Source organism: Pseudomonas sp. SST3 (assembly GCF_003325755.1).
Genome location: NZ_QORI02000005.1, coordinates 210,156 through 224,495, shown reverse-complemented (window position 1 = coordinate 224,495; position 14,340 = coordinate 210,156). Strand labels below are relative to the sequence as shown.

The 14,340-nt window shown below is 60.0% G+C and carries 15 protein-coding genes; 9 read left to right on the top strand and 6 right to left on the bottom strand.

The window, feature by feature from the left end:
- Positions 1-3 precede the first annotated feature (3 nt).
- Both DQ405_RS07495 and rpoE read right to left on the bottom strand, forming a co-directional pair.
- Complete coding sequence (locus tag DQ405_RS07495; protein WP_168423607.1) at positions 4-603, bottom strand: sigma-E factor negative regulatory protein; 600 nt, start codon at positions 601-603, stop codon at positions 4-6.
- Positions 604-634: 31 nt separating this feature from the next.
- Positions 635-1,216 (bottom strand): RNA polymerase sigma factor RpoE, encoded by a 582-nt coding sequence (gene rpoE, locus DQ405_RS07490; protein ID WP_019342233.1) that lies wholly within the window; start codon positions 1,214-1,216, stop codon positions 635-637.
- A 354-nt stretch (positions 1,217-1,570) separates the two neighbouring features.
- On the opposite strand from rpoE, the gene nadB reads away from it, so the two are divergent.
- Positions 1,571-3,184, top strand: a complete 1,614-nt coding sequence (gene nadB / locus DQ405_RS07485; protein WP_168423606.1) for an L-aspartate oxidase — start codon at positions 1,571-1,573, stop codon at positions 3,182-3,184.
- Here the strand turns inward: nadB and DQ405_RS27440 are convergent.
- Together DQ405_RS27440 and DQ405_RS07480 are read right to left on the bottom strand one after the other, a co-directional pair.
- The gene (locus DQ405_RS27440; RefSeq protein WP_342030400.1) at positions 3,153-3,608 is read right to left on the bottom strand and encodes a protein YgfX; all 456 of its coding nucleotides are present in this window, start codon (positions 3,606-3,608) and stop codon (positions 3,153-3,155) included. The genes nadB and DQ405_RS27440 overlap by 32 nt on opposite strands.
- The gene (locus tag DQ405_RS07480) at positions 3,592-3,846 is read right to left on the bottom strand and encodes an FAD assembly factor SdhE (RefSeq protein WP_168423605.1); all 255 of its coding nucleotides are present in this window, start codon (positions 3,844-3,846) and stop codon (positions 3,592-3,594) included. The genes DQ405_RS27440 and DQ405_RS07480 overlap by 17 nt, the downstream gene beginning before the upstream one ends.
- 159 nt (positions 3,847-4,005) lie before the next feature.
- Between DQ405_RS07480 and ygfZ the strand changes: the two genes are divergently transcribed.
- The 3 genes from ygfZ to DQ405_RS07465 all read left to right on the top strand — a co-directional run bounded on the left by ygfZ (position 4,006) and on the right by DQ405_RS07465 (position 6,548).
- Positions 4,006-4,953: a CAF17-like 4Fe-4S cluster assembly/insertion protein YgfZ gene (ygfZ, locus tag DQ405_RS07475; RefSeq protein WP_168423604.1), complete on the top strand. Its 948-nt coding sequence runs from the start codon at positions 4,006-4,008 to the stop codon at positions 4,951-4,953.
- A gap of 44 nt (positions 4,954-4,997) precedes the next feature.
- Positions 4,998-5,834 (top strand): HDOD domain-containing protein, encoded by an 837-nt coding sequence (locus tag DQ405_RS07470; protein ID WP_168423603.1) that lies wholly within the window; start codon positions 4,998-5,000, stop codon positions 5,832-5,834.
- A gap of 201 nt (positions 5,835-6,035) precedes the next feature.
- Complete coding sequence (locus DQ405_RS07465; protein ID WP_168423602.1) at positions 6,036-6,548, top strand: DUF4142 domain-containing protein; 513 nt, start codon at positions 6,036-6,038, stop codon at positions 6,546-6,548.
- Positions 6,549-6,592: 44 nt separating this feature from the next.
- On the opposite strand, the gene ung is transcribed toward DQ405_RS07465, so the two are convergent.
- Positions 6,593-7,288: a uracil-DNA glycosylase gene (gene ung, locus DQ405_RS07460; protein WP_168423601.1), complete on the bottom strand. Its 696-nt coding sequence runs from the start codon at positions 7,286-7,288 to the stop codon at positions 6,593-6,595.
- Between the two features lie 236 nt (positions 7,289-7,524).
- Here ung and DQ405_RS07455 point away from each other — a divergent pair, with 236 nt between their 5' ends.
- On the top strand, positions 7,525-8,769 hold the full coding sequence (locus DQ405_RS07455; protein WP_168423600.1) for an ABC transporter substrate-binding protein: 1,245 nt from the start codon (positions 7,525-7,527) through the stop codon (positions 8,767-8,769).
- Between the two features lie 238 nt (positions 8,770-9,007).
- On the top strand, positions 9,008-9,829 hold the full coding sequence (locus tag DQ405_RS07450) for an enoyl-CoA hydratase (RefSeq protein ID WP_168423599.1): 822 nt from the start codon (positions 9,008-9,010) through the stop codon (positions 9,827-9,829).
- A gap of 118 nt (positions 9,830-9,947) precedes the next feature.
- On the opposite strand, the gene DQ405_RS07445 is transcribed toward DQ405_RS07450, so the two are convergent.
- Positions 9,948-10,394 (bottom strand): hypothetical protein, encoded by a 447-nt coding sequence (locus DQ405_RS07445; RefSeq protein ID WP_168423598.1) that lies wholly within the window; start codon positions 10,392-10,394, stop codon positions 9,948-9,950.
- Between the two features lie 225 nt (positions 10,395-10,619).
- On the opposite strand from DQ405_RS07445, the gene rsxA reads away from it, so the two are divergent.
- From rsxA to rsxC, 3 genes are read left to right on the top strand one after another with little or no spacing between them, the layout of a single operon-like run.
- Positions 10,620-11,204 (top strand): electron transport complex subunit RsxA, encoded by a 585-nt coding sequence (gene rsxA / locus DQ405_RS07440; protein ID WP_168423597.1) that lies wholly within the window; start codon positions 10,620-10,622, stop codon positions 11,202-11,204.
- Complete coding sequence (gene rsxB / locus DQ405_RS07435) at positions 11,201-11,776, top strand: electron transport complex subunit RsxB (RefSeq protein WP_168423596.1); 576 nt, start codon at positions 11,201-11,203, stop codon at positions 11,774-11,776. Before rsxA ends, rsxB begins: the two co-directional genes overlap by 4 nt.
- Positions 11,773-14,292 carry an electron transport complex subunit RsxC gene (gene rsxC, locus DQ405_RS07430; RefSeq protein WP_168423595.1) on the top strand — a complete coding sequence of 840 codons (2,520 nt, stop codon included), beginning with the start codon at positions 11,773-11,775 and terminating at the stop codon, positions 14,290-14,292. The genes rsxB and rsxC overlap by 4 nt, the downstream gene beginning before the upstream one ends.
- Positions 14,293-14,340: the final 48 nt, after the last annotated feature.

Below are 14,340 nucleotides of genomic sequence, written 5' to 3'. Positions count from 1 at the left end.
TCCTTAACGATCTTCCATGCTGGCCGCACGCGCATAAGGCAGCGCACTTTCAGAACCGCTACCGAACGCGGCCTGCTGAGCATGTTGGCGAACATAGGCTGGCAGACGCTTCTCGTGCCAGCCATCAGCAGACGCTTGAGCACCAGCCGTCTGAACTTCCGGCGCACCGGCATCCTCACTGTAGCCTGCCAATACTGCCGGCCCTTGATTGGCCTGCGGAACGGCAATGCTAGGCTGCGCCGCCTGCTGCGCCACCTGCGGACCAGCTACTTCGCTCTGGTTGTACAGGCGTACGCCTGCCAAGACAGCAACGGTAACCGACGCTGCGACCGCAAGACGACCCATATTGCGCCAGGCGAAACGCTGCGGCTTAACCGCAGTGATGGCCGGCTCATCAGCCAGCGCCGCAGACACCGCCGAGGCAATATCCAGACGAGGCTCAATCAGTTCCTTGTGCATTGCGGCACGAGCAACCTGATAACGCGACCACGTCGATCGCATTTCGGTTTCGCCATCCGCGGCGAGTACTCGACGTAATTCCAACTCGTCCGCTTCGTTATCCATCACCGCGGACAGCGATTCATGCAGGGCTTCACGACTCATGGCGGTTCCTCTCTTGGCTGTCGCCGCTGTCTCAGGATTCATGCAACAAGGGTTGCAATGCTTTATCGATGGCCTCCCGCGCCCGGAATATCCGTGAGCGGACTGTTCCCACCGGACACTGCATTACATTTGCAATGTCTTCATAACTAAGACCATCAAATTCACGCAGTGTTAGAGCCGTACGCAAATCTTCTGGAAGTTGTTGGATGGTTCTATGAACTGTGTCTTCTATTTCATCCCTAAGAAGCGCTCGCTCCGGCGACTCGATGTCCTTAAGTGCGTGATCGCCTTCATAGAACTCGGCATCTTCGGAACTGACATCACTGTCAGGTGGCCTCCTTCCTCGGGCCACCAGATGATTTTTCGCCGTATTAATGGCGATGCGGTACAGCCAGGTATAAAAGGCGCTGTCTCCGCGAAAGTTCGCAAGCGCGCGGTAGGCTTTGATAAAGGCTTCCTGCGCAACATCCTGTGCCTCGTGAGAATCATGTACGAAGCGCACGATCAACCCAAGGATCTTGTGCTGATACTTCAGTACCAACAAATCGAAAGCCCGCTTATCTCCACGCTGTACTCGCTCAACCAGTTGCTGATCTTGCTCCTGGGTTAGCATAAACACTCCTCCATGACCTGGAAGGGGTGCTGCGCTCGCCTGCGAGCTGACCTGCCAGAATAGACCCGGGCTTTACACAAAAGTTCTCCCCCTTCAAGCAAGCTGTCGTGCAACACACCTGACGGCATTGGCGAGCAGCGCCTCGAAACGAATCGTTCCGGTGACGCTCTCCTGATATCCACAGCGAAGCCGCACCGCCCACCGATCGATGGCCAGCTGGCCCGCATCCACAACTGTCTATAGAGACGGGCCTGCAAGAAAAGTTCCAAAGCTTCGGCCAGATAAAAACAAGGCCGCTATTTTGCCGGGGGATGCGCCTATATACTAGCGTCCGCCTCAATGTGAGAGTCCGAAATGAGCCGACATTATCAATACGACGTTCTTGTCATAGGCAGCGGCGCCGCTGGTTTGACGCTGGCGCTCAATTTGCCCGCCACGCTTCGCGTAGCGGTACTGAGCAAGGGCGAGCTGGCCAATGGATCGACGTATTGGGCTCAGGGCGGCGTCGCAGCAGTGCTCGATACCACCGACACGGTCGAATCGCATGTTGCTGATACCCTCGTGGCCGGTGGCGGATTGTGCAAGGAGGAAGCGGTACGCTTCACAGTCGAGCACAGCCGCGAGGCCATTCACTGGCTGATCGAGCAAGGCGTGCCCTTCACTCGGGATGAGGCCGACCGCGAGGATGGCAGCTTCGAGTATCACCTGACCCGGGAAGGCGGACACAGCCACCGGCGCATCATCCACGCTGCCGATGCCACTGGCGCGGCGATCTTCAATACGCTGCTTGCTCGCACTCAGGATAGAAACAATATTGACCTGCTTCACCAGCGTGTTGCTGTCGACCTGATCACCGAACGCAAGCTGGACTTGGACGGCAAGCGCTGCCTTGGCGCTTACGTGCTGGATCGGACGACCGGTGAGGTGGACACCTTCCAGGCCAAATTTGTCGTTCTGGCGACCGGCGGCGCAGCGAAGGTATACCTCTATACAAGCAACCCAGACGGCGCATGCGGTGATGGTATCGCCATGGCCTGGCGTGCGGGATGCCGGGTCGGCAACCTGGAATTCAACCAGTTTCACCCGACCTGCCTGTATCACCCAAAGGCCAAGAGTTTCCTGATTACCGAGGCATTGCGTGGCGAAGGCGCCGTGCTCAAGCTACCCAACGGCGAGCGCTTCATGCCGCGTTTCGATACTCGCGCAGAGTTGGCCCCGCGAGACATCGTAGCTCGGGCGATAGATCACGAGATGAAGCGGCTGGGTATCGACTGCGTCTATCTGGACATCAGTCACAAACCCACCGAATTCATCAAAGCGCACTTCCCGACCGTCTACGAGCGCTGCCTGGAATTCGGCATCGACATTACTCGCGAGCCAATACCAGTGGTACCTGCAGCTCACTATACCTGTGGCGGAGTCGTGGTCGATCAATCTGGTAGAACCGATGTACCGGGGCTCTACGCCATTGGCGAAACCAGCTTTACCGGGCTGCACGGTGCCAACCGAATGGCCAGCAATTCACTGCTGGAGTGCTTTGTCTATGCCCAAGCGGCCGCTCAGGACATGCTACGCGAGTTGCCCGCTATCCAGACGCCCGCCCGCCTGCCCTGCTGGGACGCAAGCCAGGTCACCGATTCGGATGAAGATGTCATCATCGCTCACAACTGGGACGAACTGCGGCGTTTCATGTGGGACTACGTCGGGATCGTTCGGACCAGCAAGCGCCTCGTGCGCGCGCAGCACCGTGTGCGCCTGCTGCTGGGCGAGATCGATGAGTTCTACAGTAACTACAAGGTCAGTCGCGACCTGATCGAGCTACGGAATCTGGCTATGGTGGCGGAGCTGATGATCCGCTCGGCGATGCAGCGCAAGGAAAGCCGGGGTCTTCATTTTACCCTGGACTACCCCGAACAATTGCCTCACGCGAAGGACACTATTCTGGTGCCGCCCACCTACGCCGAGTGAACTTCAGCCGGAGCCGCAAGCGCCGATGCTGATCGGCCGGCATCGCCCCGCGAGGAATGCAAACGCCACGTGTGAACCAGCGGCCTGGCACCTTGAAGCGCAATACCACGACCAGTGGCAGTGCAATGCTATCAGGACGCAGCTGGACGGGCTGCCAGCCCGCCTGCCGGCTCCAGAGCGACCAGCCGTGCTGATCATGGCGCAAGCCGAGCCAGGAACAACTGCTGGAGAACAAGATGCGCGACGGTATAACCCAGACGGCGTGCAGCACGCACAACAGCAGACCTAGCAGCTGGAGCCAGAGAGGAACTGGCAGCACCAACAGTGTCGCGGCGGACAACAACAGCGTTCCAGCATAAAGCCCTAGCAGCAGACCAGACGATCGCCAGTGGCATTCGAAGGTTTGATTATTTGGGCTGGACACGATCGAGGATCATGCGAACCATGTAGCGCAGATCTTCATCGTCCGGCTCGGCGCGTTCCATGAACCAGCCGAACATGTCCTGGTCCTCGCAACTCAGCAGCTTGCGATAGCGCCGCTGATCCTCGTCATTCAACTGCGGGTAGACCTCTTTGACGAATGGCACCAGCAGGACGTCCAATTCGAGCATGCCACGGCGGCTCTGCCAGAACAGGCGGTTGAGTTCAGATTGTTCGACCATGCAAATGCTCCTGAGTTGAAGCCCGGCATTATAGCGACTGACGCAACGGGCCGGCATGCAGATTAACGGCAACCGCGCACTGAGTGTCAGCTGGCGCACGCTGTGTTTTGCCAACCTCCTGCTATGATGCCGGTCCGGATTTCTTCACGGCGACCCGTCATGACCGATACTGCTTTTTTCTGCGTTCTGTCGCACGAAGGCGTCCTGGCCGTACGCGGCCCGGACGCAAGCAAGTTCCTGCAGGGGCAACTGACCTGCAATCTGAATTACCTGGATGCCCAACATTCGAGCCTCGGCGCGCGCTGCACGCCCAAAGGTCGCATGCAGTCAAGCTTCCGTATCCTCCAGGAAGGCGATGGCTATTTGCTGGCGATGGATCGTGAGCTGGTCCAGACGCAACATGCTGACCTGACCAGGTTCGCGGCGTTCTCCAAATCCAAGCTGTATGACGAGAGCGCTGAGTGGGTTCGATTCGGTCTCAACAAGGGCGATGGCGCCCTGGTCAGCCTCGGCCTGGATCTTCCACAGACCGCCAACCAGGTGGTCACGGCGCACGGATTGATCGCGGTTCGCCTCTCCGATGGCCGTGCCGAACTTTGGACTCGCGCGGCGGAAGCCGAAACCACCCAGTTGCGGCTGGCGGCCCAACTCCCCGAGGCATCGATCGACCGCTGGCTGCTGGCGCAGATTCGCGCGGGAGTTGGTCAAGTGGTGGCAGGTACTCGTGAATTGTTCATTCCGCAGATGATCAATCTCCAGGCACTCGGCGGCGTCAGCTTCAAGAAGGGTTGCTACACCGGTCAGGAAATCGTCGCGCGGATGCAGTACCTGGGTAAATTGAAGCGCCGTCTGCAACGTCTTGCTGCTGACGCCAGCGACGCCGAGGTACCGGCTCCTGGTCTCGAATTGTATTCGCCGGTTCACGGCTCCAGCGTGGGCGAAGTAGTTTTGGCAGCCAGCGCAGAAGGCTCGATGGAGCTGCTCGCGGTACTGCAGGAAGACGCCGCGGCTGATGGTCGGATATTTCTCGGCTCGCCGGATGGACTTCCTCTGACACTGCTCGATCTGCCGTACACCCTAGACGCGGACAAAGAAATCCAGCGCTAGTCCTTGCTGCTACATCCAACACAGAATCATCGATAAGGAACGACATGAGCACTCTTGCCGACAAGGTCCAGCAGGAACTGATGCAGGCGATCGAAAACGACGAGCTGGTCCTGCCGACACTCCCCGAGGTGGCGCTACGCGTCCGGGAAGCTGCAGAAGACCCAGATGTGAGTATTCCGACGCTGGCCAAGGTGATCGGCAACGACACCGCTCTCACCGCACGCATCATCAAGGTAGTCAACAGCCCGCTGCTGCGCACCAACAGGGAAATCAACGATCTGCAGATGGCGATCAGCCGTCTCGGCATCAACTATACATCGAACCTGGCGACCGGCCTGGCCATGGAACAGATGTTCCAGGCCACTACTGACGTGGTAGACCGCAAGATGCGCGAGGTCTGGAACAAGAGCACCGAAATTGCCGCTATCAGCCACGTGCTGTGTCGAAATTTTACCCGTCTTCCGGCCGACCAGGCGACACTGGCGGGCCTGATTCATCAGATCGGTGTCCTGCCCATCCTGACCTATGCCGAAGAGCACAGTGCCCTGCTCAGCGACTCGATAAGCCTCAACCATGTCATCGATCGGATCCACCCGATCATCGGCGAGAAGATCCTGCGTACTTGGGAGTTCCCCGACCCAATCGCAGCGGTTCCTGGCCAGCATCTGAACTTCTCGCGGATCTCCGACAAGGTGGATTACGTCGATATCGTTCAGATCGCGACTCTGCAGAGCTACATCGGCACCTTGCATCCCTATACGCAGCTCGACTGGAACCAGATCCCAGCGTTCGCCAAGCTGGGACTCGACCCGAACACTCTGCTGCAGGAAGATGAAGACCTGTCCGCCGCGATGGACGCTGCGATGAGCATGCTGCAATAACGAAGTTTCTTGGGCGCCACCCGGCGCCCGCATCCCTGCCTCTTCTGTTCCTGCCCTTCTCCTGACCGCTCGCCGACTCGACGGAACCGCTACTGCCGGCTCAAGTCACAAAATAGACGGCGTTATTGCCGTATCTCGCTCGTGCCCCTGGCTATGCCTCGGCGCCGTACCAGCTTGTCAGCAGATGCAGGAGAACCAACGATGACGACTAAAGCGTTCCTATCGGGCACCGCAGCAGTGCTATTCGGTGTAGCAGCGAATTTCGCATTGGCCGCGGAAGGTGAAAACTTTGTCGACGAAGCGTCGGCGAAGGGGATGGCGGAAATCGAGACCGCAAAACTGGCGCTGGACAAGGGCACGGCCGAGGACGTCAAAAGCTTCGCGCAAAAAATGATCGACGACCACACCAAGTCGAATCAGAAACTCGCCGAGCTTGCCGGCCAGCATGATGATCTGGAAATGTCCGACGAAGCGACGCTCATGGACAAGGCCAAAGCCATGATCCTGCAACTGCGTGACGGCGAGGACTTCGACGAGGCCTATGCCAATAATCAGGTGGTGGCCCATGAGCAGACCATCGAGCTGTATCGCGAGTATGCAAAAAACGGCGAAAACCCAGAGCTCAAGAAATTTGCCGAGTCGACACTGAAGGTACTCGAACAGCATCTGCAGAATGCTCAGGAGCTAGCCTCCGCCCACGGCAGCAAGCAGTAACGGCAACGAGGGCCTATCCGGCGCCGCAGCCGCGGCGCCGTCTTTCAAACTTCGGCTGGAAGCTTCCAATCGATCGGGGCCAGTCCCTGCTGTTTGAGGAACTGGTTGGCTCGGCTGAAATGCCCATTTCCGATGAACCCACGGTGAGCGGACAACGGGGACGGATGGACTGACTTGAGCAGCAGATGCTTGGTTGGATCGATCAATTTCGCCTTGCTCTGGGCATGCGCGCCCCAAAGCATGAACACCACATTGGAACGGCTTTCGCTTACCACTTCGATGATCCTGTCGGTCAGGCGCTGCCAACCCCGTTTTGCGTGGGACCCGGCCAGTCCCTGCTCCACGGTCAGCGAGGTGTTGAGCATCAGCACGCCCTGATCCGCCCAATGCTGCAGATAGCCATGACGAGGGATATCCAGATTCAGGTCGCGTTTGAGCTCCTTGAAGATATTTTGCAATGACGGCGGCGGTGCTACGCCTGGTTGCACCGAGAAGCACAGACCATGCGCCTGCCCGGCGCCGTGGTACGGGTCCTGCCCCAGGATAACCACTCGAACATCATTCAGAGGGGTCGAGTTGAGAGCATTGAAGATTAATGGACCCGGCGGATAGATGACCTTTCCGGCCGCTTTCTCTTGACGCAAGAAGGCTCCCAGCTCCTGCACGTACGGCTGCTCGAACTCGTCCTGCAACGCCGCCTTCCAGCTATCTTCGAGTTTGACACGATCAATTTGGCTCATGGGGCTACCTTGGTATGCCGAGGCGCCGACCCTAAGGAAAGGCATGGGCAGAGTCAATCTATGACCCCGCTCCAGCTGCGCCTCCGCTTACCTCGAATAAAAATGAACACCTCCGGAATGTTGCCCACCGCACACTTGTGAAACCGGCCCTCGCATACGACCAATGAACGCGTGACGAACAGTCGCAGCGCGCGCTAAAAAGGTCTCGCCAACAAAAAATACAATAAGGACCTGCAATGAAACGGATTACCCTTCTGGCCCTGGGCTTGGGTTTCTGCCTGGCTGTAGAAGCCGCCGATCCGATCACCCTCGGACTCAACTATCCCCGCACCGGCAGCTATAAAGAAGAAGGCCTTTCCCAGATGCGTGGTGCGCTGCTGGCCATTGACGAAATAAACGCCAAAGGGGGCGTGCTGGGCCGGCCGCTCAAGCTTTCCACTCGCAACTCAGCCTCGCGACCGGAGAAAGCCGTCGCGAACGTCGACAAGCTGGCCGATGAAGGCGCTGCCATGTTATTTGGCGGCGCCTCGAGCGCAGTCGCCATCGCAGCAGGCAAACGCGCCAAAGAGCGAGGACTGCTCTACTTCGGCACGCTCACCTATTCCAACGACACGACCGGCAAAGACGCCCATCGCTATATGTTCCGCGAGTGCAACAACGCCTGGATGAGCGCGCAGGTCTTGGGGCAGTACCTGAACAAGCATCTGCCGAACAAACGTTACTTCTATATCACCTCCGATTACACCTGGGGCCATACCAGCGAAAGCTCGCTGCGCCAGGCAACCGGCACCCAGAACAGCAGCCAGCATCCTGGTCTCAAGACGGCCTTTCCCGGCGCGCGCCTCTCTGACTATCGTCACGCCTTGACCCAGGTGGCCGAGAGCGATGCCGAAGTGCTGGTACTGGTACTGTTTGGCGAAGACCTGGTGCGCGCGATGCGGATCGCCGATGACCTCGGTCTGAACAAGAGAATGCAGATCGCCGTGCCCAACCTGACGCTGAGCATGGTCGAAACCGCAGGTCCAGACATCATGCGCGGCGTGCTGGGCACCGAGCCCTGGACCTGGCGGGTCCCGGACCTGGAAGGCTCGGTTGCGGGTAAGCAATTCGTTCAGAATTACGACGAGCGTTACCAGACACACCCGTCCAGCTCGGCAGCCTCCGCGTACAGCATCGTCTACCAGTGGGCTGATGCCGCAACTCGCGCGCGCAGTCTGGACAGCGAGCGGATCATCGCAGCGCTAGAAGGTCATCGCTACAGCCTGCTCAAGGACGAGCAGCAATGGCGCACCTTCGATCACCAGAACTTGCAGACGGTCTACGCCGTGAAGGTCAAGCCGCGCGAGGAAGTGCTCAAGGACCGTTTCAAGCAGGACTACTTTGAAATCGTCCATCGCCTGACGGGCGAGCAGGCGGCGCCGACCTTGGCGGAGTGGCAGAACGAACGACGCGCCGGTGGCCAGACGCTGACCCTGCAATAAACCCAGCGGAGCGGCAGGTAGCTACATTCAGGCCGCTCCGGAACCCATCGAATCACCGTCCCAAGCGCTGTCACGTTTCATCGCGACGGCGCCCTCCTGCTCCGGCAACGGCTCATAACTAGACTTGGCGTATCGGCATGTACTCGTGTCTCGACGGTCGCACGCAACACACGGGCTGTTCGCGCGTCAGATACAGACAAGCTGCATGCATCCAATCCCGACGAGGATCGCCACCGCCATGAGTACGACTGCAGTAGAACCATATAAATCCGGTGTCTTCGACCTGACTCATAAGCTGACCGTGGAGAAGCATGGGCATACCGCGCTTATCACCATCAATCATCCGCCAGCCAATACCTGGGATCGCGAGTCATTGATCGGTCTCAAGCAGGTCGTCGAACACCTTAACCATGACGACGAGGTCTATGCACTGGTCGTCAGCGGTCAGGGTGAAAAATTCTTCAGCGCCGGCGCTGACCTCAAGCTCTTCGCCGACGGTGACCGCACCCGTGCACGGGAGATGGCAAAGCGCTTCGGTGAGGCCTTCGAAGCCCTGAGCGAGTTCCGTGGCGTATCGATCGCGGCCATCAACGGCTTCGCGCTCGGTGGGGGCCTTGAATGCGCCCTGGCCTGCGATATCAGAATTGCCGAACAGCAGGCTCAACTTGGCCTGCCAGAAGCATCGGTCGGCCTGTTACCGTGCGCCGGAGGCACGCAGGCGTTGGCCTGGCTCGTCGGAGAAGGCTGGGCTAAGCGGATGATTCTCTGCGGTGAGCGAGTTACAGCCGATACAGCGTTGCGCATCGGCCTGGTAGAGCAAGTGGTCGAGCCAGGTGAAGCTCGCGGCCATGCGCTGTTACTGGCGTCTCGGGTCGCACGCCAGAGCCCTGTCGCCGTTCGCACGATCAAGCCGCTCATCGACTCGATGCGTAGCCGCGGCCCGGTTAGCCTGGCCGCCGCCGAACGTGAAGCCTTCGTCGACCTGTTCGAAGCCGAGGACACCCTGGAGGGCGTCAATGCATTTCTGGAAAAGCGCGATCCGCGCTGGAGAAACCGCTGATCTCGATTGCTCAACAGGCAGATGACGCGACCAACCAGAGTAGCCAGGCCCTGACGGACCTGGCTGCCGTCACGTGAGCGGTCATGTCTGAACAGGCTGACACTGCCGGACTAGCGTTTCAACGATGATGATGCCGACCGCCGAAATCACGGCGCTGATGCATTCGGTAATCACGCCCGTCGCGAAGCAGTGGCGGGCGGCCGAAGCTTTTAGGGTGATCGCGACGCCAGCGCTGCGGGCGGTCAACCCTCGATTTACGCCCATTGTCCCAACGCTGCAGCTGCCCGATTTCCCCACGACGTTCATGGCTCCAGCGCTGCCGATCTGACCCACGGTGCCGATCGTAATATTGCGGTGGCAGCTGCCCCTGATAGCGCGGTGGCAGATTTTGCGGATACTGCCGGTGCTGCGGATAAGGACTGCGCGGGTCGTACTGGTACGAGCGGCTGTCGACGCGATAGCTGCCGCCATCCGGCTGGTAGAACCACACACCACCGCGCGAGTCAGCGCCTGCCTGGGTCCCGAACCCCAGACCTAGCAACAGGATCACTATTCGAATCTTCATTGGATACCTCCAGCAGCCGCTCTGCCTGAAAGCTGCGGCCTCTCCCATCAGACCACAGCGAATGGCGTACCGGCATCTGATCGGACGTCCGGTGCATTTCCATATATGTCACCATCCGACGCATAAGCCGCCGCGAACCGTCGCGGCCTTGTATGGCCGCCGTCGCTTCCCGATAATAGCGGCCTTTTAGCCTCGGCTCATGCAGAGCGCCACAGGAACCCCGCGATGACCGAACTCGCCCTGATCATGGTTAGCGCCATCCTGGTCAACAATTTCGTGCTGGTGCAGTTTCTCGGTCTGTGCCCGTTCATGGGCGTTTCGAAGAAAATCGAAACCGCCATCGGCCTTTCCCTGGCCACGACCTTCGTTCTGACCCTGGCGGCGATGTGCAGCTACATCGTGCAACAGTACGTGTTGAAACCGCTGGACCTCGAGTTTCTACGCACCATCAGTTTCATCCTGGTGATCGCCGTGGTGGTTCAGTTCACGGAGATGGTGGTGAACAAGACCAGTCCCCTGCTCTACCGCGTGCTAGGGATCTTCCTGCCGCTGATCACCACCAATTGCATTGTGCTCGGCGTCGCGCTGTTGAATGCCAACAAATCCGAGTTCACTTTCATTACCGCCACGGCGAACGGCTTCGCGGCGGGCTTGGGCTTTTCGCTGGTACTGGTGCTGTTCGCCGCCATGCGTGAACGCATAGCCATCGCCGATGTTCCTAAGTCTTTCCAGGGCGCCGCCATCGGCATGGTCACGGCCGGGTTGATGTCGCTGGCATTCATGGGCTTCAGTGGATTGATCAAGCTATGAGTCTGGTCGTGATTGCCGTGCTCGCGCTCTTGGCGCTATGCCTGGTGTGCGGGGCGATCCTCGGCTTTGCCGCGGTGCGCTTTCGCGTCGAGGGCGATCCGATCGCCGAGCAGATCAACGCGCTGCTGCCACAGACTCAATGCGGCCAGTGCGGCTATCCAGGCTGCAAGCCCTACGCAGAAGCGATCGCCGGCGGCGACAAGATTAATAAATGCCCACCGGGCGGTGAGTCGACAATCCAGGCCCTTGCCGATCTGCTCGATGTCGAGCCCGAACCGCTGGACGCCGTCGAAGGTGAAGTGCCACCCCGCGTCGCCTACATCCGCGAAGCCGAGTGCATCGGCTGCACCAAGTGCATCCAGGCCTGCCCGGTGGACGCCATCGTCGGCGCCGCCAAGCAAATGCATACGGTCATTGTCTCCGAGTGCACGGGCTGCGACCTCTGCGTGGAGCCTTGCCCGGTAGATTGCATCGACATGATCGAAGTCGGCGGCAACCTGCAGAGCTGGAAGTGGGACCAGCCGCTGATGCCAGGCCAACTGATCGCCAGTGACCGGGGGCAGGCCGCATGAGCTCATTGAACGTGTGGGATATCCACGGCGGCATTCATCCGCCGGAGCGCAAGGAGCTTTCCAACCGCACACCGATCCAGCAGCCGCCACTGCCCGCTCGCCTGGTAGTACCTCTCGCCCAGCATCTCGGTGCACCTGCCGAACCCTGCGTCACCCTCGGCGAGCGTGTGCTAAAGGGGCAGAAGATCGCAGATGCCACTGGCTTCGTCAGCGCACCGGTACACGCGCCCACCTCGGGAACCGTGAGTTTCATCGGGCCCCAGCCCTACCCTCACGTTTCGGGCATGCTCAGCGCGGCAATCGTCATCGACAGTGATGGGCAAGACGAATGGATCGAGTTGCAGCCACAAACGGATTACCGGGCCCAGCAGCCAGCCGAGCTGCTTGAGCTGATCCGTCAGGCCGGGATCAGTGGCCTCGGCGGTGCCGGTTTCCCTGCTGCCGTCAAGCTGACAGCCCCGCCCACTCGTAAGATCCGCGCGCTGATCATCAACGGCACCGAATGCGAACCCTATATCACCGCCGATGATTTGTTGATGCGCGAGAAAGCCACAGAGCTCGTCGCCGGGATCGAGATACTGGCGCATCTGATCCAGCCGGAGCAGGTCCTGCTCGGCATCGAAGACAACAAGCCCGAGGCCATCGAAGCCGTGCGCACGGCGATCGGCGATCGCGATTTTTTGCTCAAGGTGTTCCCGACCAAATATCCATCGGGTGGCGAAAAACAGCTGATTCAGATCCTGACCGGCGAAGAAGTCCCCAGTGGGGGCCTGCCTGCCGACATCGGCATGCTCTGCCAGAACGTCGGCACTTGCGTGGCCATTCATGACGCGGTGCTGCTCGGCAAACCCCTTATTTCACGCATCACCACCCTTACCGGCGAAGCCCTGGCTCGCCCGATGAACGTCGAAGCGCTGATCGGAACACCAGTGACCGAATTGCTCGCCTTTGCGGGGCTCGACAGCAGCAAACTCAATCGGCTAATCATGGGCGGGCCGATGATGGGCTTCACGCTGCCGTCGATGGGTGTGCCGCTGGTGAAGACCACCAACTGCCTGCTCGCGAGCACCTTGTCGGAGCTACCGCCGCCTCCACCGGCCCTGCCGTGTATTCGCTGCGGCGAGTGCGCTGAGGCCTGTCCGGCCAGCCTGTTACCGCAACAGCTGCACTTCTTCGCGTTGGGCCAGGAGCATGAACAGCTCAAGGCCTACAACCTGTTCGATTGCATTGAATGCGGCGCCTGCGCCTATGTCTGCCCATCGAGCATTCCGCTGGTGCAGTACTACCGCGCCGCCAAGGGCGAAATCCGCTCGCTGGAGCAGAAACAGCAGAAGGCCGAACATTCCAAGCAACGATTCGAGCTGCGCCAGGAGCGCCTGCGGCGCGCCGAGGAGCAGAAGGAAGCCGATCGCAAGGCCCGTGCCGAACGCGCCGCCCGCGCCAAAGCGGCTCAGGCCGAAACCAGCTCCACGGCCAGTCAGGATGACCCGCTTGCTCGCGTTCAAGCCAACAAAACCGGAATGTCGGACGAGCAGAAGAAGCTCAAGATCGAAGCGAGCATGGCCCAGGTCGCACTGAAAAAGGCCGAGAAACAGCTCGCCGCTCACGCCACACCGGAGCTCGAATCCCAGGTGACCGAACTGCGCGAGGCCGCCAGCATGGCGCAGAAAGCACTGAGTGAGGCCATTGCGGCCACGCCCCCAGTGCAAGCCGCGCGCACTCCCGCGAACGACGAGGCGCTGAAGAAGGCCAAGATCGAGGCCGCCATGCTTCGCGCCCAGGTGCGCAAGCTGGAGAAACTCGAAAACCTCGACGCCGAGCAGCAGACCGAGCTAACCCGCCTTCAAGCGCAACTCGCCACAGCCGAACAGATCCTGGCAGAGGCACAAACCAGCGCGCCCGCGGCCGGCCCAACCAAGCAACACGCTGCTGACGACGAGGTGCTGAAGAAAGCCAAGATCGACGCCGCCATGCTTCGCGCCCAGGTGCGCAAGCTGGAGAAGCTCGAAAACCTCGACGTCGAGCAGCAGACCGAGCTGACCCGCCTGCAAGCGCAACTCGCCACAGCCGAGCAGACTTTGGCAAATGCACAGATCAGCGTGCCCGCGACTGCGCCAGCCAGGCCTTCCGTTGACGACGCGCTGAAGAAGGCAAAGATCGAGCTGGCGATGAAGCGAGCCGAACTGAAGAAAGCCGAGAAAGCCCCGGCAGACGATGCCGAGCTGAGCAGGCTTCGGGATGGCCTGGCCAGCGCGGAACAGGCGCTGCATGATGCCGAAGCGAACTCCGGAAAGCCCCCGCCGGAACTGATTCGTAGCGAGAAACGTCCAGTGGACGAGCTGACCCGCGCGTTGAAGACCGACCTAGCCTTCGCCCGCGCCGAACTTCGCAAGCTTGAGCGCGATGAGGCCAGCGAAGCCAGCGCGCTCGAAGCCGCCCGGGCCCGCCTGAGTGAAGCCGAGCGCAAGTTGCAACAACATACCGATTCTTTAGGAGCGGGCACGCCGCAGGCGTAACCATCTGGGCGGTTCGTCAACAGCCCGCCCACATCAGCATTCGACCGG